Source organism: Arthrobacter sp., from assembly GCF_048266065.1.
Lineage (GTDB): Bacteria > Actinomycetota > Actinomycetes > Actinomycetales > Micrococcaceae > Arthrobacter_H.
Map to the genome: position 1 here is coordinate 1 of NZ_JBLXAH010000012.1, position 18,578 is coordinate 18,578.

General features: G+C 68.9%; 18 protein-coding genes. 3 read left to right on the forward strand and 15 right to left on the reverse strand.

The features are described from left to right. Nucleotides 1-485 precede the first annotated feature (485 nt). From tyrS to ACN0TP_RS16295, 7 genes are all read right to left on the reverse strand, one after another. Nucleotides 486-1,805: a tyrosine--tRNA ligase gene (gene tyrS, locus ACN0TP_RS16265; protein ID WP_417220656.1), complete on the reverse strand. Its 1,320-nt coding sequence runs from the start codon at nt 1,803-1,805 to the stop codon at nt 486-488. 31 nt (nt 1,806-1,836) lie between these two features. Beyond that, a complete protein-coding gene (locus ACN0TP_RS16270; RefSeq protein ID WP_417220658.1) occupies nt 1,837-4,119 on the reverse strand; it encodes a HelD family protein in 2,283 nt (760 codons plus the stop codon). 72 nt (nt 4,120-4,191) lie between these two features. After that, on the reverse strand, nt 4,192-4,707 hold the full coding sequence (locus ACN0TP_RS16275; RefSeq protein ID WP_417220815.1) for an adenine phosphoribosyltransferase: 516 nt from the start codon (nt 4,705-4,707) through the stop codon (nt 4,192-4,194). A gap of 30 nt (nt 4,708-4,737) precedes the next feature. Beyond that, entirely contained in the window at nt 4,738-5,457 is a 720-nt protein-coding gene (locus tag ACN0TP_RS16280) for a DNA-3-methyladenine glycosylase (RefSeq protein ID WP_417220660.1), read from the reverse strand. Next, nucleotides 5,427-6,164 carry a maleylpyruvate isomerase family mycothiol-dependent enzyme gene (locus ACN0TP_RS16285; protein WP_417220662.1) on the reverse strand — a complete coding sequence of 246 codons (738 nt, stop codon included), beginning with the start codon at nt 6,162-6,164 and terminating at the stop codon, nt 5,427-5,429. The genes ACN0TP_RS16280 and ACN0TP_RS16285 overlap by 31 nt, the downstream gene beginning before the upstream one ends. A 61-nt stretch (nt 6,165-6,225) precedes the next feature. Continuing rightward, entirely contained in the window at nt 6,226-7,647 is a 1,422-nt protein-coding gene (argH, locus tag ACN0TP_RS16290) for an argininosuccinate lyase (RefSeq protein WP_417220664.1), read from the reverse strand. Nucleotides 7,648-7,649: 2 nt separating this feature from the next. After that, nucleotides 7,650-8,858, reverse strand: a complete 1,209-nt coding sequence (locus ACN0TP_RS16295) for an argininosuccinate synthase (RefSeq protein WP_372699928.1) — start codon at nt 8,856-8,858, stop codon at nt 7,650-7,652. Between the two features lie 126 nt (nt 8,859-8,984). Here ACN0TP_RS16295 and ACN0TP_RS16300 point away from each other — a divergent pair, with 126 nt between their 5' ends. Then, complete coding sequence (locus ACN0TP_RS16300; protein WP_417220666.1) at nt 8,985-9,458, forward strand: ankyrin repeat domain-containing protein; 474 nt, start codon at nt 8,985-8,987, stop codon at nt 9,456-9,458. Here ACN0TP_RS16300 and ACN0TP_RS16305 read toward each other — a convergent pair. From ACN0TP_RS16305 to argC, 8 genes are all read right to left on the reverse strand, one after another. Further along, nucleotides 9,455-9,808 carry an ArsR/SmtB family transcription factor gene (locus tag ACN0TP_RS16305; protein ID WP_417220667.1) on the reverse strand — a complete coding sequence of 118 codons (354 nt, stop codon included), beginning with the start codon at nt 9,806-9,808 and terminating at the stop codon, nt 9,455-9,457. The genes ACN0TP_RS16300 and ACN0TP_RS16305 overlap by 4 nt on opposite strands. Next, complete coding sequence (locus ACN0TP_RS16310) at nt 9,805-10,257, reverse strand: SRPBCC domain-containing protein (protein ID WP_417220669.1); 453 nt, start codon at nt 10,255-10,257, stop codon at nt 9,805-9,807. The genes ACN0TP_RS16305 and ACN0TP_RS16310 overlap by 4 nt, the downstream gene beginning before the upstream one ends. Before the next feature lie 141 nt (nt 10,258-10,398). Continuing rightward, entirely contained in the window at nt 10,399-10,914 is a 516-nt protein-coding gene (locus ACN0TP_RS16315) for an arginine repressor (RefSeq protein ID WP_417220671.1), read from the reverse strand. Further along, on the reverse strand, nt 10,911-11,891 hold the full coding sequence (argF, locus tag ACN0TP_RS16320) for an ornithine carbamoyltransferase (RefSeq protein WP_417220673.1): 981 nt from the start codon (nt 11,889-11,891) through the stop codon (nt 10,911-10,913). The genes ACN0TP_RS16315 and argF overlap by 4 nt, the downstream gene beginning before the upstream one ends. Then, nucleotides 11,888-13,162, reverse strand: coding sequence for an acetylornithine transaminase (locus tag ACN0TP_RS16325; RefSeq protein WP_417220675.1), 1,275 nt, complete (start codon nt 13,160-13,162; stop codon nt 11,888-11,890). Before ACN0TP_RS16325 ends, argF begins: the two co-directional genes overlap by 4 nt. Continuing rightward, nucleotides 13,159-14,106, reverse strand: coding sequence for an acetylglutamate kinase (gene argB / locus ACN0TP_RS16330; RefSeq protein WP_417220676.1), 948 nt, complete (start codon nt 14,104-14,106; stop codon nt 13,159-13,161). The genes ACN0TP_RS16325 and argB overlap by 4 nt, the downstream gene beginning before the upstream one ends. A gap of 13 nt (nt 14,107-14,119) precedes the next feature. Beyond that, nucleotides 14,120-15,322, reverse strand: coding sequence for a bifunctional glutamate N-acetyltransferase/amino-acid acetyltransferase ArgJ (argJ, locus tag ACN0TP_RS16335; RefSeq protein WP_417220677.1), 1,203 nt, complete (start codon nt 15,320-15,322; stop codon nt 14,120-14,122). Continuing rightward, on the reverse strand, nt 15,319-16,350 hold the full coding sequence (argC, locus tag ACN0TP_RS16340) for an N-acetyl-gamma-glutamyl-phosphate reductase (protein WP_417220679.1): 1,032 nt from the start codon (nt 16,348-16,350) through the stop codon (nt 15,319-15,321). Before argC ends, argJ begins: the two co-directional genes overlap by 4 nt. A gap of 134 nt (nt 16,351-16,484) precedes the next feature. Between argC and ACN0TP_RS16345 the strand changes: the two genes are divergently transcribed. Then, entirely contained in the window at nt 16,485-17,465 is a 981-nt protein-coding gene (locus ACN0TP_RS16345) for a quinone oxidoreductase family protein (protein ID WP_417220681.1), read from the forward strand. Continuing rightward, nucleotides 17,458-18,513 carry a YbaK/EbsC family protein gene (locus ACN0TP_RS16350; protein ID WP_417220682.1) on the forward strand — a complete coding sequence of 352 codons (1,056 nt, stop codon included), beginning with the start codon at nt 17,458-17,460 and terminating at the stop codon, nt 18,511-18,513. The genes ACN0TP_RS16345 and ACN0TP_RS16350 overlap by 8 nt, the downstream gene beginning before the upstream one ends. Nucleotides 18,514-18,578: the final 65 nt, after the last annotated feature.

Below are 18,578 nucleotides of genomic sequence, written 5' to 3' on the forward strand. Positions count from 1 at the left end.
AGCAATTTAGCGAATTTATTTCCGCTTTATCTTTGCGTTTCTCTCGTTGTTACTAAACTAATTTATTGGATTGAATTGTCATTGTCAAATCGAGGTTTTCGATTTGATTTTGACCATTCAGGCCTTCAATCACCCTCGCCATCGTCATCAGGGCGTACGAAGTACGCTGTGAATTTCGATTATTTGAAGGGGATCGGCCGCTGTTCCGGAAACTTTCGCTTCCGTTGTCCGCTGCAGTAGCGGCGGCGACAAGAGAAAACATTACACGGACTGGCGGGGGTCCGCAAATCGAGCTTGCCCCCGCCCGTGGCCGGGTTCCTGCAACAATATTTCCGCGGAATCCCGGCAATCCCGCGTCAATCCGGCCGCCGGTGAACGTTGTCCGGGAACGCAACAGGCCGGTTGCCGTCGACGTGATTCACATCTCGGGCCAACCGGCCTGCTCAATAGCTTGGGTCTTGAGGGGGGCGCTGCCTCCGCGCTGACTAGGCAGCGACCTCGACCATGGCCAAGTTCTTCTTCCCCCGTCGAACCAGCAAGTACCTGCCATGCAGCAAAGCTGCCGGATCAATAACTGCCTCTGCGTCGGCGACCTTGGTGTTGTTCACATAGGCACCACCTTCGTTTGCCGTGCGACGTGCTGCCGATTTGGATTCCGCTAGGCCAGTTGCCACGAGAAGGTCAACCACCGACAGCGAATCGGGCGAAACCTTGACGCTGGGCAGTTCCGCCGTCGCCGCCACCAGCAATTCCTCGTCCAGCTCCTCCAGGGCGCCCTGGCCGAAGAGCGCTGCGGAAGCGGCAATGACCTTCTCAGTCGCCTCCACGCCATGGACCAATGAGGTGACGTCATAAGCCAGCTGGCGCTGCCCGGCACGAGCGAACGGGCGTTCTGCGACCTCGGCCTCAATGGCCTCGATCTCTTCGCGGGTCCTGAACGTAAAGACCTTGAACCGGCCCACCACGTCGGCATCAGCTGTGTTGAGCCAGAACTGGTAGAAGGCATACGGACTGCACATCTCGGCATCAAGCCAGATGGCGTTGCCCTCGCTCTTGCCGAACTTGCTGCCATCGGAGTTCGTGATCAGCGGCGTTCCGTAGGCATGGACCGTGGCCCCCTCGACCTTGCGGATCAGATCGGTTCCACTGGTCAGGTTTCCCCACTGGTCCGAACCACCGGTCTGCAGCCTGCAGCCGTATTCGCGGTACAGCTCCAGGTAATCCATGCCCTGCAGGATCTGGTAGCTGAATTCCGTGTAGCTGATGCCCTCATCGCTATTCAGGCGTGAGGCGACAATGTCCTTTTTGACCATGGTCCCCACCCGGTAGTGCTTGCCGATCTCCCGCAGGAAGTCGATCGCGCTCATGGGGGCGGTCCAGTCCAGGTTGTTCACGATCTGCATGGCATTGGAGCCGTCGGTGGAGAGGAACCAACTGACCTGGCGCTGCAGCCGGCCCACCCACTCGTTGACTGTTTCCTTGGTGTTCAGCACCCGTTCGGCGGTCTGCCGCGGGTCGCCGATCAGCCCGGTGGATCCTCCCACCAACCCCAGGGGGCGATGTCCCGCCAACTGCAGTCGGCGCATGTTCAGCAACTGGACCAGGTTCCCCAGATGCAGCGACGCTGCGGTCGGGTCGAAACCGCAGTAATAGGTGATCGGCTCCCCCGCCAGCATTTGTTCCAGCTCGGCTTCGTCGGTGGATACGTGGACCAGGCCACGCCACTTCAGCTCCTGCCAGATGTTGGGGAAGGACGGATCATTCTGCTGTCCCGCGATCGCGGGATTCAATTCACTGAGCGACACGCGATTAAACCTAGCAGCATGCCGCTGCGGATCAGGAGCCGGACTCGATGCCCGCCGGAATGTTGCCGCTGGAGAGCACCCGAAGGCGCTGCGTCGCACGGGTCATGGCCACATACAGGTCGCCGACGGTTCCCCCGGCCTCGTCAATGATCTCCTGGGGCTCGAGGATCATCACGACGTCGAATTCCAAGCCCTTGGATTCGGTTGCCGTGGTCACCACGATGTCCTGGTCCAAGGCACCAGAACCGCTGCCGACGCGGCGTCCGTACGTCTGGACCACCGCTGCACGCACCTTGCTGATCTTGCTCGAGGGGACAATGACCGAAACCAATCCGCCATCGGCGATCTTGATTTCCCCGGGCAGTGCGGCCAGGGTTGCCTCCACGAGATCGGACTCCGCGACCTTGTCGATGACCGGGGGCCAGTCACCTTCGCGAACTGCCTTGGGCGTCGAGACGGCCAGGCCGGCCGCCTGGGCCATCCGCGCGGCAGCCTCGGCAATCTGGACGGGCGTCCGATAGTTCACCGTCAGTTCTTCCAGGGTGAAGCGTCCACCCACGAACGGTTTCATGGCCGCGCCCCAGCTTCCGGCGCTGGAGGCGGAGCTGGCCTGGGCAATGTCCCCGACCACGGTGAAGGACTTCAAGGGGCATCGACGCATCAGCAAGCGCCACTGCATCGGGGAGAGCTCCTGGGCTTCGTCTACGACCACATGGCCGTACGCCCAACTCCGGTCCGTCGCCGCACGCTCGGCGGCCGTGAGCCGCTGGCCAGGCTCCTCGTTGAGGTCCGCCAACTCCTCGGCGCTGACCGAACCATCGATCCCGATTTCGGCCAGGGTCGCGCTGACGTTCTTCAGCGCTTGCTCGGCGTTGGCCAGGTCGCGCTTTCGATTCGCTTCGGCTTGGGCCTTTTCATGCCCGGCACTCGCGTCGAAGGCGCCCAGCAGCTCGGCGGCCTCGTCCAACAGGGGAACGTCGGCCTCGGTCCAGGGCGCATCCGGCGATCGCCGCAGCACCCGGCGTTCGGCATAGGTCAGGTCCGGTGCCACCGCTTCAAGGGTTTCCGGTTTGGCAAAGAGGTCGGAAACCAGTTGTTCGGGGCTCATCGGCATCCAGCACAGGTTCAACGCAATCCGAACGTCGCGTGAGGCCCTGACGTCCTCGAGCAGATATGAACGGTCGGCCGCATTTCCGCTACCCGATGAGTCCTCGAGTTTCTGTTGCAACTGGTCGGCCAGTTCACGCAGCATGACCTTCACAAAGGTGGCCCGCGCCTCGTTGTATGGCTTGCCGGTGGCCCTGGCCTTGTCACCCGCACGCCTGACCTGGCGCGGGGTGATCGTCAGCGGAGTGCCCTCGACGACGATGCGACGTGGTCCGGCGGGCACGCGCTGGCGGTTCGCGACGGCACGGGCGATGACGTCGGCCATGGAGAGTTGCCCCTTGATGCGTGCCGCTTCGCGGTCACGTTCGGGCACGGCGTTGATGCCTGGCATGAGGCGCCCGACGGAGGACATGACGACGCCGGTCTCACCCAGGGACGGGAGGACGCGTTCGATGTAGCGCATGAAGGCGGTCGAGGGGCCGACCAGCAACACGCCGGCCGTCTTGAGCCGCTCGCGGTGTTCGTAGAGCAGGAAGGCCGCACGGTGCAGTGCCACCGCTGTCTTGCCGGTGCCGGGCCCGCCCTGGACGACCAGGACTCCTGCCAGCGGTGAGCGGATGATCCGGTCCTGCTCGGCCTGGATGGTGCTGACGATATCTGCCATGTGGCCGGTGCGCCGGCTGGTCAGGGCCGCCAGGAGTGCGCCCTCCCCCTGATGTGAGGCCCCGTCGGTGAGGAGTTCGGGATCGAGCACGTCGTCTTCGAGTCCGACGACGGTGCGCGACTTGAGGATCAGGTGGCGGCGCCGGCGCACGCCATGGCGTTCGAATGCCGTGGCCTGGTAGAAGGCGCCGGCTTCCGGGGCCCGCCAGTCCACCATCAGCCGCGTCTGGTCCTCATCGGTCATCCCGATGCGGCCGATGTAATGGCTGGACGCCTCGCCCTCGTCGTTGGTGCCTTCCAGATCCAGTCGGCCAAAAACGAGTCGGTCCTCCACCGCGTTGAGCTGCGCCAAGCGGTCCTCATACAGGTTGGCGAAGGAGTCACGCTCGGAGATGTTCTGCAGGGATCCGACGGCTCCGCTGCCGCGGACCCGGGCCAATTGGGCAGTCTTTTCCTCGCGCAGGGCGTCGAGCCGGCGGTACAGCCGTTCGACGTAGGCCCGCTCTCGCTCCAATTCAGGGGCGGGTGAGGGTGACTGCGGCATGGAATCCTCCTGATGCGAAATGACGGGCCGACAAGTCTACCGGTTGTGCGGTCCCCCGTGGGCAGATGACGGTCAGACTTCTTGCAACGACACCACGCGCTGACCGGCGAGACGTTCGCGTCCGCCCAGCTCCGTGAGCTCCAGGACGACGCCGATGCCGACGATTTCCGCCGAGGCACGGCGCAGCAATGCGACCGCCGAATTGATGGTGCCTCCGGTGGCCAGCACGTCGTCGAGGACCAGGACCCGGGTTCCCGGGGCCACATCATCGCGGTGCAGCTCCAGCGTCGCCGTCCCGTATTCGAGCGTGTACTCCTCCGAGTGCACGGCCCGGGGCAGTTTCCCCTTCTTGCGGATGGTCACCATTCCGGTTCCGCTGGCGTAGGCGGCAGCGGCCGCCAGGACGAAGCCCCTGGCTTCCAGCCCCGCGACGGCGTCGAAGGTCCCCTCAAAGGGGGCGATGATCGCATCGACCATGCGCTTGAGGCCCTCGGCATCGGCGAAGACGGGGGTCAGGTCCTTGAAGGACACGCCGGGCTGCGGATAGTCGGGGACGATCGCGCACAGGCGGTCAAGGAGTTCGGGCATGGTCTCGGTCGTGGATTGCACGCATCTACTCTAGTCGGTGCGTGGCACGCCTCCGGCCGGTTTCCGGCGTTTGCGCGGCTGGGCGGCACGATAGGCCGATACGCTTTCCTCGCCCTCGAGCCAGAAGCGCCACGGATAGTCGGTGGTGCCTCCGGGGCCCGCCACCCCCACACGGGGTCCGGTGCGCACCCGGGGAGGAACTGCGGAGGGCAACGGCGACAGCGTGATCGCCGATTCCGGGCCGGTTGGCCCGGCGCCCGGCTCGGGCTGGTCCTCCACGCCGGTGGAGATGGCCCACCCGTCGCAACTCAGATCCAGTCCGAGTGCCTGGGCGAGCTTGGCGGGGCCGTTGGCGAGGTCCCGCGCCCGAGCCGGATTGCGGCGTCGTGCCCTGGCCTCGTCCTCCCCCGCGATGATCTCGCCACCGCGCAGCAGCACGGCCGAGGCCCGCCCCTCGGTGCCACACACGATGTTCGCGCAGTGGTGCATCCCGTAGGTGAAGTAGCAGTACAGCGTGCCGGGCGGGCCGAAGAGCGAGGCGTTGCGGGCAGTGCGTCCGCGATAACCGTGGGATCCGGGGTCCTGCTCGCCCTCGTAGGCCTCGACTTCGGTGATCCGCACGGCGACGGTCACGCCGTCGCGCCGGACGGTGAGCACGGCGCCCAGCAGCAGCGGCGCGACCTCGAGCGCGGTGCGGGACAGCTGTGGATCCGTGCCCGTCACCGCGCTGGGGCCAGTCCCGATGGCCACGGCAGCAGTCCGGGCAGGTCGACGCCGTCGGCCGAGGCCGTCGCGCGCACGGGTCCGGAGGGTTCGCGTCCGGCCAGCCAGGCGGCGAGGTCGAACTCCATGCCGGTGACCACGTAGCCGGTGGCACCCTCGCCCAGGGTCAGCGGTTGGCGTCCGGTGGGCTGGAGCAGCAGCCGGACGTCTGCGGGCACCCTCAGGGACAGGAAGTCGAAGAGATGGGCCGAGAACTCGGCGGGCCAATCGGCGAGGCCGACCGTGGTCTCCAGGTCGGTGGCGTGGATGAGGACCTCACGCCAGGCGGCCAACACGCAGTCGGTGACGGTGCCGTCGCCGCGGAAGCTCGTGGCCGCGTCCCAGCCGCCGTCCGGGATGTCCGTGATGGCCTCGTCGAGCAGGTCCAGCCCCTCGCCGACCCGGGTCGCGAGCGCTGCGGGCTGCTGCAGGGCACCGAGTTCGATCCGCTCGTTGCGCCCGTCGACTCCCCCGTCGTAGAAGCCGATGCGCTCGCCCCGTGCGGCGTAGGCCAGTTGCCGGGCGAGGGCGCGGGTGACGCCGTCGAGGTGGGCCAGCAGGTGGGCGTTGCTCCAGCCGGGCAGGGACGACGGCGCGGCGTAGGACTCGGGGGCGAGGGCGCCGATGGCGCTGCGGGCCTGGGTGGTGGCGTCGTGGACGGCAGTGGCCAGCGACGCGGTGGATAGCTGTGTCATGACAGCAGACTACCGCCGTCGTCCGGTGTGGACGACGGCGGTAGCGCGCGGGGGTGCCGGGTCAGGCGGCGAAGTCGCGCAGCGGTTCCAGCTGCTCCTTCAGTGCGGCCAGCTGTGCGGCGACGGCTGATGGCGCCGTGCCGCCCTGCGAGGAGCGCGAACCCAGCGAGCCGGCGGTGCTCAGAACCTCGCGGACCGCGGGGGTCAGCTCCGGGGAGATCGCGGCGAATTCCCCGTCCGTCAGGTCCCAGAGTTCGACACCGCGCGATTCGGCCTGGCGGACCGCCGCTCCGGAGAGCTCGTGCGCGTCGCGGAACGGCACGCCCTGGCGGACCAGCCATTCGGCGATGTCGGTGGCCAGGGCGAAGCCCAGCGGGGCCAGCTCGGCCATGCGCGGCGTGTTGAACTCCAGCGTGGCGATCATCCCCGAGACGGCCGGAAGCAGCAGCTCCAGAGTGTCGGTGGCGTCGAACACCGGCTCCTTGTCCTCCTGCAGGTCCCGGTTGTAGGCCAGCGGCAGGCCCTTGAGCGTGGCCAGCAGCCCGGTCAGGTCGCCGATCAGGCGCCCGGCCTTGCCGCGGGCCAGCTCGGCGACGTCGGGGTTCTTCTTCTGCGGCATGATCGACGAGCCCGTGGAGTACGAGTCGTGCAGCGTGACGAAGGAGAACTCCTTGGTCGCCCAGAGGATGACCTCCTCGGAGATCCGGGACAGGTCCACCCCGATCATCGCGGCAACCCAGGAGTACTCGGCGAAGACATCGCGCCCGGCGGTGCCGTCGATCGAGTTCCAGGTCGCCGAATCGAAGCCCAGGTCGGCGGCGACGGCGTTCGGGTCAAGCCCCAGCGAGGATCCGGCCAGGGCGCCGGAGCCGTACGGGGAGACCGCGGCGCGGCGGTCCCAGTCGGCCAGCCGCTGCACGTCGCGCAGCAGGGCCCAGGCATGGGCGAGGAGGTGGTGTCCCAGCAGCACCGGTTGGGCGTGTTGCAGGTGGGTGCGGCCCGGCATGGCCGCCTCCGGGTGCGCCTCGGCCTGCTCGATCAGCGCGTCGATGGTGGCCAGCACGCCGGCCGCGATGACCCGGGCGTGGTCGCGCAGGAACATCCGTCCCAGCGTGGCGATCTGGTCGTTGCGCGAGCGTCCGGCGCGCAGCTTGCCGCCCAGTGCCGGACCGGCGCGTTCGATCAGGCCGCGCTCGAGCGAACCGTGCACGTCCTCGTCGGAGTCCGCGGCGGTGTAGGTGCCGTCGGCGACGTCGGATTCGAGCTGGTCCAGCGCGGCGATCATGCCCTGCAGCTCGGCCTCGTCCAGCAGGCCGGCGGTGTGCAGGACGCGGGCGTGGGCGCGGGAGCCGGCGATGTCGTAGCGGGCCAGCCGCCAGTCGAAGTCGGTCGACTTACTCAGGGCCGCGAGGGCGTCCGCGGGGCCGCCGGAGAACCGGCCGCCCCACAGTGCGCCCTCGTTGGTGCCGTGTGCCTCGGGCATGGCTACTTGCCCTCGGCCACGCGCTCGTCGCGCTCGGTGGCGACCTTGGCCGAGAGGCCGAAGATGTCGATGAACCCGCGGGCGCTGGACTGGTCGAAGGCGTCGCCGGTGTCGTAGGTGGCCAGGTCGAAGCGGTACAGCCCGGTCTCCGAGCGGCGGCCCTCGACGACGGCGCGCCCGCCGTGCATGACCATGCGGATGTCGCCGTTGACGTAACGCTGTGTGTCGGCCACGAACGTGTCCAGCGAGCGCTTCAGCGGGGAGAACCACTGGCCGTCGTAGACCAGTTCGCTCCACCGCTGGGAGACGGTGGACTTGAAGCGGGCCTGCTCGCGCTCGACGGTGATGTTCTCGAGGTGCTTGTGGGCCTCCATGAGGGCCATGGCGCCCGGGGCCTCGTAGATCTCGCGGGACTTGATTCCCACCAGGCGGTCCTCGACGATGTCGATCCGGCCGATGCCCTGGGCGCCGGCGCGCCGGTTCATCTGCTCGATGGCCTCCAGCGGGGTGACGGCCACGCCGTCGATGGCCACCGGGATGCCCTCGCGGAAGGTGACGGTGACCTCGTCGGGTGCCGGCGGGAACTCCGGGGAATCGGTGTAGCTGTAGACGTCCTTGGTCGGGGCGTTCCAGATGTCCTCGAGGTAGCCGGTCTCCACAGCGCGGCCCCAGACGTTCTGGTCGATCGAGAACGGGTTCTTCTTGGTGGTCTCGATCGGCAGGTTGTTCTTCTCCGCGTAGTCGATGGCCTTGTCGCGGGTGAGGGCCAGGTCGCGGACCGGGGCGATGCACTTCAGGTCCGGGCCGAGGGTCTGGATGCCGACCTCGAAGCGGACCTGGTCGTTGCCCTTGCCGGTGCAGCCGTGGGCGACGGTGGTTGCGCCGAACTGCTTGGCGGCGGTGACCAGGTGCTTGACAATGACCGGGCGGGAGATCGCAGAGATCAGCGGATAGTGGTCCTGGTAGAGGGCGCCGGCCTGCAGGGTGGGCATGCAGTACTCGTTGGCGAACTCGTCGCGGGCGTCGGCCACGTAGGCCTCGACGGCGCCGCAGCCCAGGGCGCGGTCGCGGACGGTTTCGAGGGATTCCCCGCCCTGTCCGACGTCGACCGCCACGGCGATGACCTCGGCGCCGGTGGCTTCGCCGATCCAGCCGATGGCCACGGACGTATCCAGGCCGCCGGAGTAGGCCAGGACAATGCGTTCCTTCACGGTGTTCTCCTCTGGGAATGGGGACCGGCGCTGCTCCGCGTCCGGCATATTCGTTTCTTATTCATTAGTCTACATAATTATGCAGCCTATGCAATGTGCGCTCCGATGGCCGGTAGGCTGGCGACCATGAACGAGCCAGCAGAACAGCCCGCAGACCAGCCGACGCCGGAACTCACCGACGAGGAACTGGCTTTCCTTCATTCCACCTTCGACCTCGCCCGTCAAGGTGAAGCCGCGAAGCTCCTGGCACTGATCGAGCAGGGGCTGCCGGCGGACCTGACCGACCACAAGGGCGACACGCTGTTGATCCTGGCCTCCTACAACGGCCACAACGAGCTGGCCCGCTCCCTGGTCGAGCGCGGGGCGACCGTCGACCGGCTCAACGACAAGGGCCAGTCGGCGCTGACCTGCGCCGTGTTCCGGCAGAACGCGGAGCTGACGCGGTTCCTGCTGGAGGCCGGCGCCGACCCACGGCTCGGCCAGCAGAACGCCCTGGCCGTCACCGAGATGTTCGACCTGCCCGCCATGCGCGAACTGATCGACGGATACCTCGGGAACGGGAACGACGGCGACACCACCCCGCCGGCGCCGGTCGCCTAGCGCCCTTGGCCCTGGACCTGCCCCGCCCCGGCCGCATCGCCCTCGGCCGCCCGCTTGATGGCGGCCAAGTGGTCCTCCCAGGCCGCGCCCAGGCGGTCCAGGTGCTCCCGCGCCGGAACCAGGCCCGCGGGGACCACGGCGAAGCGCACCTCCCGGCCGTGGCGCTGCCGGGAGACCAGTCCCGCGTCCTGCAGGACCGCCAGTTGCTGGGCCACCGCCTGCCGGGTGATGCCTACTGCAGGGTGCAGCTGGGAGGCCGTTGCCGGGCCGGCGGCGAGCAGATCAAGCAGCCGCTGGCGGACCGGGTCGCCCAGGGCCGCGAAGACCGCCGCCGCGCCGGGACCGCTCACGCGGCCGCCAGGTGGCTGCGGGCCACCTGCAGCTCCTGGTCCCACCCGGCACTGTTCTCCTCGACGGCGCGCCGTCGCTCGTCCGCGCTCCCGGGCAGGCCCGCGAAGCCGCTCTCGGTCACGGTTAGCCGCACACCGCCCCCGCGCAGGTCCTCGATGCGGAATTCCACCAGCGTCGCCTCCTGGGTGTCGGCTCCTCCCCCGGGTGTGCCGCCGAGCCAGCGGAAGGCGGCGTAGCGCGGTGGTTCCAGCGTTTCCGTGCGGAGGGCGAAGGACCCGTGGACGGGATCGTGGACGGTGGCGACGCCCCCGTCGACCTCGATGCGGTGCACGCGGTACTCGCCGTCGTTGATGAACCAGCCCGGTTCCGAGACCAGGGCCCAGACGCGCTCGGCGGGCGCGTCGATGTCGATCGAACGGGTGATGCTGTCGGGAAGGTTCTCGTCCATGGCCCTGGCCTCTCGTCGGTGCCCGGCAGGTGCCGGACATGATGTGCAAGTAAATGCTTGCACATCATGTCCGGCGAGGACAAGGGTCGCGGGGACAAGGCCCCGGCGCACGAGTGCGGCGCCCTGCTATTGCGGCCCCTGCTACTGCGGGTTCGCCAGTTCCAGGAAGCGTGCGGCCACGTCGGCACCGCCGTCGGGATCCCGGGTGATGAGCATGACCGTGTCGTCGCCGGCGATGGTCCCGAGCACGTCGGGCATGACCGAGTGGTCTATCGACAGGGCCAGGAAGTTTGCCGCGCCGGGCGGGGTGCGCAGGATGACGATGTTCGCCGATGACTCGGCGGTGACGATCAGATCCGCCGAGAGCTTGGCCAGGCGTGCGTCCAGGACCTCCTGGGTGATGCCGGTCTGGGGCGCCCGGTCCCCGCCCTCGGAACGCAGTGCGTAGACCAGCCCGCCCTCGACGCCACGGACACGGATGGCTCCCATTTCCACGAGGTCCCTCGACAAGGTGGCCTGGGTGACCTGGACGCCGTCGGCCGCCAGCAGAGCGGCGAGCTCGGCCTGTGATCTCACGGAGCCGGCGCCGAGGATCGCCTTGATGCGCGCCTGGCGGGCGATCTTGGTCGTGGGCTGCGTACCCGGCTGGGTGCTCATCGTCGCTGTCCCCCCGCAACACCGGGGACTTCGGCCAGTCCCGAACGCGCCATGAGCCAGGCCATCAGTGCCTTTTGGGCGTGCAGCCGGTTTTCGGCCTCGTCCCACACCACCGACTGGGGTCCGTCGATGACCTCCGCGGCAATCTCGTATTCACGGTAGGCCGGCAGGCAGTGCAAGACGATCGCGTCGTCCGCGGCGTGGGCCATGGCTGCCTCGTCGACGCGGTAGTCGCCGAAGAGCTTCACGCGTTCGGCCTTCTCGTCCTCCTGGCCCATGGACACCCAGGTGTCGGTGGCGACGACGTCGGCGCCGGCCAGCGCCTGGGTGGCGTCAGTGGTGATGGTCACCGATCCTCCGGTCTGCGCGGCGCGGGCCCGGGCCGCGGCGACGACCTCCTCCTCCGGAAGGTAGCCCTGGGGGCCGGCAATGCGCACGTGCATGCCGGCTGTCACTCCGGCCAGCAGGTAGGAGTTGGCCATGTTGTTGGCGGCGTCCCCCAGGTAGGCCATGGACAGGCCAGCCAGCTCGCCCTTGTGCTCGCGGATGGTCAGCAGGTCCGCCAGGAGCTGGCACGGGTGGTAGTCATCGGAGAGCGCGTTGATCACCGGAACCCGGCTATGGGCCGCCATCTCCTCCAGGCCGGACTGGGCGTAGGTGCGCCAGACGATGGTGGAGACCATGCGGCTGAGCACGCGGGCGGAGTCGGCGATGGATTCCTTGTGGCCGAGCTGCGACTCCCCCGCGTTGATGACCAGAGGCGAACCGCCGAGTTCTGCGACGCCCGCGGCGAAGGAGACCCGGGTGCGGGTGGAGGTCTTGTCGAAGAAGACGGCGACGGTCTGCGGTCCGGCGTACGGGCGGTAGGCGAATCGATCAGCCTTCATCGCCGCTGCGAGGTCCAGGACCTCGGCCTGTTCGTCTTGCGTGAGATCGGTATCCACCAGGAAGTGGCGGATGTTGTTCTGGTGGCTCATGCGTGGTCCTCCTGGGCAGTGGCGTACAATCCGGGCAGTGCTTCGATGAAACCCTGCAGCTGGTCGGCGGTGATGATCAGCGGCGGGGCCAGTCGCAGTGACGCCGGACCGGTGGAATTGATGATGAATCCTGCCTCGAGGGCTGCCCGCACGACGGCGGGTGCGATCGGGGAGGCGAGGTCGAACCCGACGAGCAGTCCGTGGGCACGGACCTCGGTGACGAAGTCCAGTTTCCCGAGCCCCGCGGTGAGGAGTTGCCCCATGTCGCGGACGTGTCCGAGCAGCCCCTGGCTTTCGATGACGTGAAGGGTCGCCAGTGCCGAAGCGGTCGCCGCGGGATTCCCGCCGAAGGTCGTTCCGTGCTGGCCGGCGGAGAGCAGCTTCGAGGTCCGCTCACCGAAGGTGACCAGGGCCCCGATCGGAAAACCGCCACCGAGCCCCTTGGCCAGGGTGATGGCGTCGGGTTCGATGCCTTCGGAGGCGAACCAGGTGCCGGTGCGTCCGATGCCGGTCTGGACCTCGTCGATGATGAGCAGTGCCCCCGCGGCCCGGGTGATCTCGCGGGCTGCCCGCAGGTAGCCCGCAGGGTATCCGCGCACGCCGGCCTCCCCCTGGATCGGCTCGATGAAGACCGCTGCAACGCTTTCATCCACTGCCGCGCGCAGGGCCTCCTCGTCGCCTGCGGGAACCCATTCCACTCCCCCGGGCAATGGCTCGAAGGGTTCGCGGTAGGCCTGCTTCCAGGTCAGCGCGAGGGCCCCCATGGAGCGGCCGTGGAAGGCGTTCTCGAGGGCGATGATGCGACGGCGCGGGGTGGGGGTTCCTGCCCCGTCGTTGCGCCGGGCCAATTTGAAGGCCGCCTCGTTGGCCTCGGTGCCGGAGTTGGCAAAGAAGACCTTGGAGCCCTTCGGTGCCCGGGCGAGGTCCAGCAGCTTTTCGGCGAGGGCGATCTGGGTGGGGCTGGTGAAGAAGTTGGAGACGTGGCCCAGTGTGGCCAGCTGGCTGGAGACCACCGAGGTCAGGAACGGGTGGGCGTGGCCCAGCGCGTTGACGGCGATGCCACCGAGCAGGTCCAGGTATTCGCGGCCGTCGGCGTCCCAGACCACGCAGCCGGACCCGCGGACCAGGACCCGCTGCGGTGTGCCGAAGACCCCCATCAGCGAGGCGTTGTAGCGCTCGGTCAGTTCTGCCGAGTGCAGACCCTGCAGGCCGGCGAGTTCGGCGCTCTGTTCGGCGGACGGGGCCGGTGTGGGGGCCGGGTTTTCGTTCATGGTTGTTCCTCCGGGACCACTTGGGTGCCGACGCCTGCGGAGGTGAAGACCTCCAGCAGCATCGAATGGGGTTGGCGTCCATCGACGATGTGCGCGCGTTCGACGCCGTCCTCGACGGCCTTCAGGCAGGCTTCCATTTTGGGGATCATCCCCGATTCCAGCCGGGGCATCATCCGCCGCAGTTCGGCCACGGTCAGCGAGGACACCAGCGAGGAGCGGTCGGGCCAGTCCGAATAGAGGCCCTCGACGTCGGTGAGGATGACGAGCTTCGAGGCTCCGAGCGCGGAGGCCACTGCTGCGGCTGCGGTATCGGCGTTGACGTTGAGCACCTGGCCGGTGGGTTCGCCGTCGTCGTCGACCTCCGGGGCGATCGTGGAGATCACCGGGATGCGGCCGGCGGCCAGCAGGTCCACGACGGCGCGGGGTTCGACTCCGGTGACCTCCCCGACCAGGCCGAGGTCCACGGCTTCCCCGTCCACGACGGTCCCGGTGCGCACCGCCTGGAGCAGGGCCCCGTCCTCGCCGGAGAGCCCCACGGCGTAGGGTCCGTGGGAGTTGACCAGCCCGACGAGTTCGCGGCCGACCTGACCGGTCAGGACCATGCGCACCACGTCCATGGCCTCCGGGGTCGTCACGCGCAGCCCGCCGCGGAATTCCGATTCGATGCCCAGGCGTTCGAGCATGGAACTGATCTGCGGTCCTCCCCCATGGACGACGACGGGGTGGATGCCCACGTGGTGCAGGAAGACAATGTCCTCGGCGAAGGCCCGGCGGAGCTCGTCGTTGACCATGGCGTTGCCGCCGTACTTGATGACCATCGTGGTTCCGGCGAAGTGCTGGATCCAGGGCAGCGCCTCGATCAGCGCCTCGGCCTTGCGGTGCGCGGTCTCCCAGGCATCCCCGGAGAGCGACTCCGTGGGCGCGGCGGGTGTGGGGTTGTTCATGGTCGGCAGCGTCCTAGCTGGAGTAGGCGGAATTCTCGTGCACGTAGTCGTGGGTGAGGTCGTTGGTCCAGATGGTGGCCTCGGCATCCCCTGCATGGAGGTCGATCTCCACCAGGACCTGGCGGCCCGAGAGGTCCACCAGCGAGCGGTCATCGCCGATGCACCCGGCCCGGCAGACCTGGACCTGGTTGATCGCCACGTCCAGCGCGTCCGGTTCGAAGGCGGCGCCGGTGGTCCCGACGGCGGAGAGCACACGCCCCCAGTTCGGGTCCTGGCCGAAGATCGCGGTCTTGAACAGGTTGGAGCGGGCCACCGCCCGGGCCACTTCCTCGGCGTCGGCCACGGTGGCGGCGTTGAACGCCCGGATGCTGATCTCGTGCGCGGCACCCTCGGCATCGGCAATGAGCTGGCGGGCCAGGTCGGTGCACATCTCTGCCAGCCCGTCGGTGAATTCGTCCAGGTCCGGCCGGACCCCCGAGGCACCGGAGGCCATCAGGATGACCGTGTCGTTTGTGGACATGCAGCCATCGGAGTCGGCGCGGTCGAAGCTGACCCGGGTGGCTGCCCGCAGCGCGGCGTCCAGGTCCGCCGGGGCGAGGTCGGCGTCGGTGGTGAGGACCACCAGCATGGTGGCCAGGCCCGGTGCCAGCATGCCGGCCCCCTTGGCCATGCCGCCGATGACGTAGCCGTCTCCGGCGAAGCCTGCCTGCTTGGGCACGGTGTCGGTGGTCATGATCGCGGTGGCCGCGGCAGCACCGCCGTCGTTCCCTGCCGCCCCGGCCAGTGCCCCGGAGAGCGTGGCGATGCCCGCGTGGATCTTGTCCATGGGCAGTTGTTCGCCAATCAGGCCGGTGGAGCAGACCAGGACGTCGCCGGCGCTGAGGCCCAGTGCCTCGGCGGTCGCCTCGGCGGTGGCGTGCGTGTTCTGGAAGCCCTCGGCCCCGGTGCAGGCGTTCGCTCCCCCGGAGTTCAGGAAGACGGCGTCGGCCCGGCCGTCGGAGACCGCCTGGCGCGACCAGTGCACCGGGGCCGCCGCGACGCGGTTGGAGGTGAAGACCGCTGCGGCGTGCTTCAGCGGCCCGTCGTTGAGGACCAGCGCGACGTCGGGCTTGCCGGAGGCCTTCAGCCCTGCCGTGGCGCCGGCGGCGCGGAATCCCGCGGCGGCGGTGACGCCGATCGGGCCCGGGGCTGCGGGTTCGGTGGTGGGGGTGCTCATGGTGCGATGCCTTCCAGTTCGAGTCCGCGGGTTTCGGGCAGGCCCAGGGCGATGTTCATGGACTGCACGGCGCCGCCGGCGGTGCCCTTGACGAGGTTGTCGATGGCGCAGACCACGATCACGCGCCCCGCATGTTCGTCGAACGCCAGTTGCAGCGTGGCGTGGTTGGAGCCCTGGACGGCCTTCGTGGACGGCCACTGGCCCTCCGGCAGAAGGTGCACAAACGGCTCATCGGCGTACGCGGCCTCCCAGGCAGCGCGCAGGGTTGCCGCGTCGGCGCCGGGGGTGACCCGCGCGGTGGCGGTGGCCAGGATGCCGCGGGCCATGGGCGCCAGGGTGGGGGTGAAGGAGACCGAGACGGGTTCGCCGGCTGCGGCACCGAAGCCCTGCTCCATTTCGGGGGTGTGGCGGTGTCCGCCGCCGACGCCGTAGGGGCTCATCCCGCCCATGACCTCGGAGCCGAGCAGGTGCGGTTTCATCGACTTGCCGGCCCCGGAGGTCCCGGAGGCTGAGACGATGACGACGTCGTGGGGTTCCAGCAGCCCGGCGGTGAACCCGGGGACCAGGGCCAGTTGGGCCGAGGTCGGGTAGCAGCCGGGGACGGCGATGCGCTTGGCCCCGCGCAGCTTGTCCCGGTGGCCGGGCAGTTCGGGCAGCCCGTAGGGCCAGTGTCCGGCATGGTCTCCCCCGTAGAACTTCTCCCAGGCCCCAGGTGATTCGAGCCGGTGGTCCGCCCCTGCGTCGATGACCAGCGTGTCCGCCTGCAGCTGGGCGGCGAGCGCGGCGCTGGTCCCGTGCGGCAGTGCCAGGAAGACGACGTCGTGCCCTGCGAGGTTCTCGGCGGTGGTGTCCACGAGGGTGCGGTCGGCGAGCGCGTGCAGGTGCGGCTGCAGGGAGCCCAGCCGCTGGCCGGCGTTGCTGTGCGCGGTGATGGCCCCGATCGTGACGTCGGGGTGGTGGGCCAGCAGCCGCAGCACCTCGCCGCCGGCATATCCACTGGCCCCGGAAACGGCTACCGAAATACTCATGAAGCCACCCTACAACGAACTTATGCACCATGGCTAATAATTATTCACCCGGTCATCGGGAGGATGCGGATGGTCCGCTCCGACCCGGGGACGGAATACAGTGAACTGAACACCCCGTCTGAAGGAGTCCCAGCATGCCATACGCCCTCCAGGTCCCCCACGCCGGTGGCCCCGACGTCTTCGAACGCGTCGAGGTCGACCGTCCGGCCCCCGGCCCCGGCCAACTCCTGGTCAGGGTGGCCGCCGCCGGCGTGAACTTCATCGAGACGTACCAACGCTCCGGGGTGTACCCGGTGAAATATCCGCTGGTTCCCGGCTCCGAGGGTGCGGGAACCGTCGAGGAGACCGGTTCCGACGTCCACGGCTTTTCGGTGGGCGACCGGGTCGCCAGTTCCCAGGCCGTGGGCAGCTACGCCCAGTACATGCTGCTCGACGCCGACAAGGCCCTGCCGGTCCCCGACGGGGTCGACGACGAGACGGCCGCCGCGCTGCCGCTGCAGGGATTGACAGCGCACTACCTCGTCAACGACAGCTACCGGGTCCGGCCCGGGGACACGGTGCTCACCTATGCCGGCGCCGGCGGCGTGGGCCAGCTGCTCATCCAACTGCTCAAGCTGCGCGGCGCCACGGTCATCACGACCACGTCCACCCCGGAGAAGGCAGCGATCGCCCGGGCAGCCGGCGCCGACCACGTGCTCGCCTACGACGAGGTCCCGGACCGCGTCCGCGAGCTCACCGGCGGCCGCGGCGTCGACGTCGTCTACGACGGGATCGGGAAGGACACCTTCGAGGACTCGCTGGACGCACTGCGGATCCGCGGGACGCTCGTCCTCTTCGGCGGGGCCTCCGGGCAGGTGCCGCCCTTCGACCTGCAGCAGCTCAACGCCCACGGTTCGCTGACGGTCACCCGGCCAAAACTCAACGACTTCCTGCTGGACGTCGACGAACGCCGCCGGCGCGGCGACGAGATCTTTGGCCTCGTCGCGGACGGCCAACTGAAGGTGGCGATCGGCGAGCGCTTCGCCCTCGAGGACGCCGGCGCGGCCCACGGGGCCCTGGAATCGCGGGCCACCACCGGCAAGGTCATCCTGGTTCCCGGCGGTCAGGATGGCTGAGCCTGCCGCCGAGAGCTGGCGGCCGGTGATCGCGGCCCTCGCCAACGCCGAACAACGCCTGCTGCTGGCCGAGGTCATCGCCGACGAGGCACGACGCGGCGACGCCACGGTCCCGGCCCGGCGCCGAGAGAAGGGACTGGCGCAGCTGGCCTCCGCCGGTCTGCTGGCAGTCGACGACGACGGCGAATGGCGCGTCGACGCCTCCGGCCTGCGCAGCCTGCTCTCCGCCCCGTCCGCCACGGCACGCCCCAGCTCGGGCGAGGAGGTGGTGGACCGGTTCGTCCGCGATGGCCGCATCCACACCTTCCCGGCGAAGCCCGCCCAGCGTGCGCAGCTGCTGGACTGGGCGGCGCGTCGGGCGCTGTCCCTTCGCGACGTCCTCACCGAGCCGGAGATCACCGGTCGGCTCGGCCAGCTCACCGACGACCCGGCTGCGCTGCGCCGCTACCTGGTTGATGCGAATCTGGTCTCCCGCTCCCCCGATGGTTCGGCCTACCGGTTGGCCGACGGTGCGACAACCGGTGAGGCGCTTCCCACCGGATCCGATGCGCCCGCTGCGGCGCCCGTCTCCGACGCCGACCAGGATGCGCCCGCCGCCACTGCGGCCCGCGCCCTGGGACTCGAGGTCGCGGTGACCCGGCACGGTCGGGTTTCCAACCTGGCGGAGGCCGCTGCGGCCCGGGGCATCGAACCACGGGACTTGGTCAAGACGCTGGTGGTCCGCCGCAGCGATGACGACTACGTGTTCGTGCTGGTGGCCGGGGACCGGAAGTTCTCCTGGCCCAAACTGCGGGCAGTGCTGGGCACCAACCGCGTCTCCATGCCCGACGCCGCGGAGGCCAAGGACGTCACCGGGTACGAGCGCGGGACGATCACCCCGTTCGGTGCGGCCCGCGTCCTGCCGGTCTACGCGGATCGCGGGATGACGGGGCGGAGGATCTCCATCGGCGGCGGCGCCCACGGGGTGGGCTTGACGGTTGACGCCAACGCTGCCCTGGCCGCCCTCGACGCCACGATCGCCGACCTGTCGGATCCACCCAACGCCTAAGCCGGCCGAGCCGGCCCGGTCCACGCAAAACGGGGCAGGAACCCCGCTGGGTGGTTCCTGCCCCT

Excerpts from the sequence above, each read along its gene's own strand:
- ACN0TP_RS16270 (WP_417220658.1), bottom strand. The coding sequence starts at position 4,119 with ATGCCGCAGTCACCCTCACCCGCCCCTGAATTGGAGCGAGAGCGGGCC.
- ACN0TP_RS16275 (WP_417220815.1), bottom strand. The coding sequence starts at position 4,707 with ATGCCCGAACTCCTTGACCGCCTGTGCGCGATCGTCCCCGACTATCCG.
- ACN0TP_RS16285 (WP_417220662.1), bottom strand. The coding sequence starts at position 6,164 with ATGACACAGCTATCCACCGCGTCGCTGGCCACTGCCGTCCACGACGCC.
- argH (WP_417220664.1), bottom strand. The coding sequence starts at position 7,647 with ATGCCCGAGGCACACGGCACCAACGAGGGCGCACTGTGGGGCGGCCGG.
- ACN0TP_RS16300 (WP_417220666.1), top strand. The coding sequence starts at position 8,985 with ATGAACGAGCCAGCAGAACAGCCCGCAGACCAGCCGACGCCGGAACTC.
- ACN0TP_RS16310 (WP_417220669.1), bottom strand. The coding sequence starts at position 10,257 with ATGGACGAGAACCTTCCCGACAGCATCACCCGTTCGATCGACATCGAC.
- ACN0TP_RS16315 (WP_417220671.1), bottom strand. The coding sequence starts at position 10,914 with ATGAGCACCCAGCCGGGTACGCAGCCCACGACCAAGATCGCCCGCCAG.
- argF (WP_417220673.1), bottom strand. The coding sequence starts at position 11,891 with ATGAGCCACCAGAACAACATCCGCCACTTCCTGGTGGATACCGATCTC.
- ACN0TP_RS16325 (WP_417220675.1), bottom strand. The coding sequence starts at position 13,162 with ATGAACGAAAACCCGGCCCCCACACCGGCCCCGTCCGCCGAACAGAGC.
- argB (WP_417220676.1), bottom strand. The coding sequence starts at position 14,106 with ATGAACAACCCCACACCCGCCGCGCCCACGGAGTCGCTCTCCGGGGAT.
- argJ (WP_417220677.1), bottom strand. The coding sequence starts at position 15,322 with ATGAGCACCCCCACCACCGAACCCGCAGCCCCGGGCCCGATCGGCGTC.
- argC (WP_417220679.1), bottom strand. The coding sequence starts at position 16,350 with ATGAGTATTTCGGTAGCCGTTTCCGGGGCCAGTGGATATGCCGGCGGC.
- ACN0TP_RS16345 (WP_417220681.1), top strand. The coding sequence starts at position 16,485 with ATGCCATACGCCCTCCAGGTCCCCCACGCCGGTGGCCCCGACGTCTTC.
- ACN0TP_RS16350 (WP_417220682.1), top strand. The coding sequence starts at position 17,458 with ATGGCTGAGCCTGCCGCCGAGAGCTGGCGGCCGGTGATCGCGGCCCTC.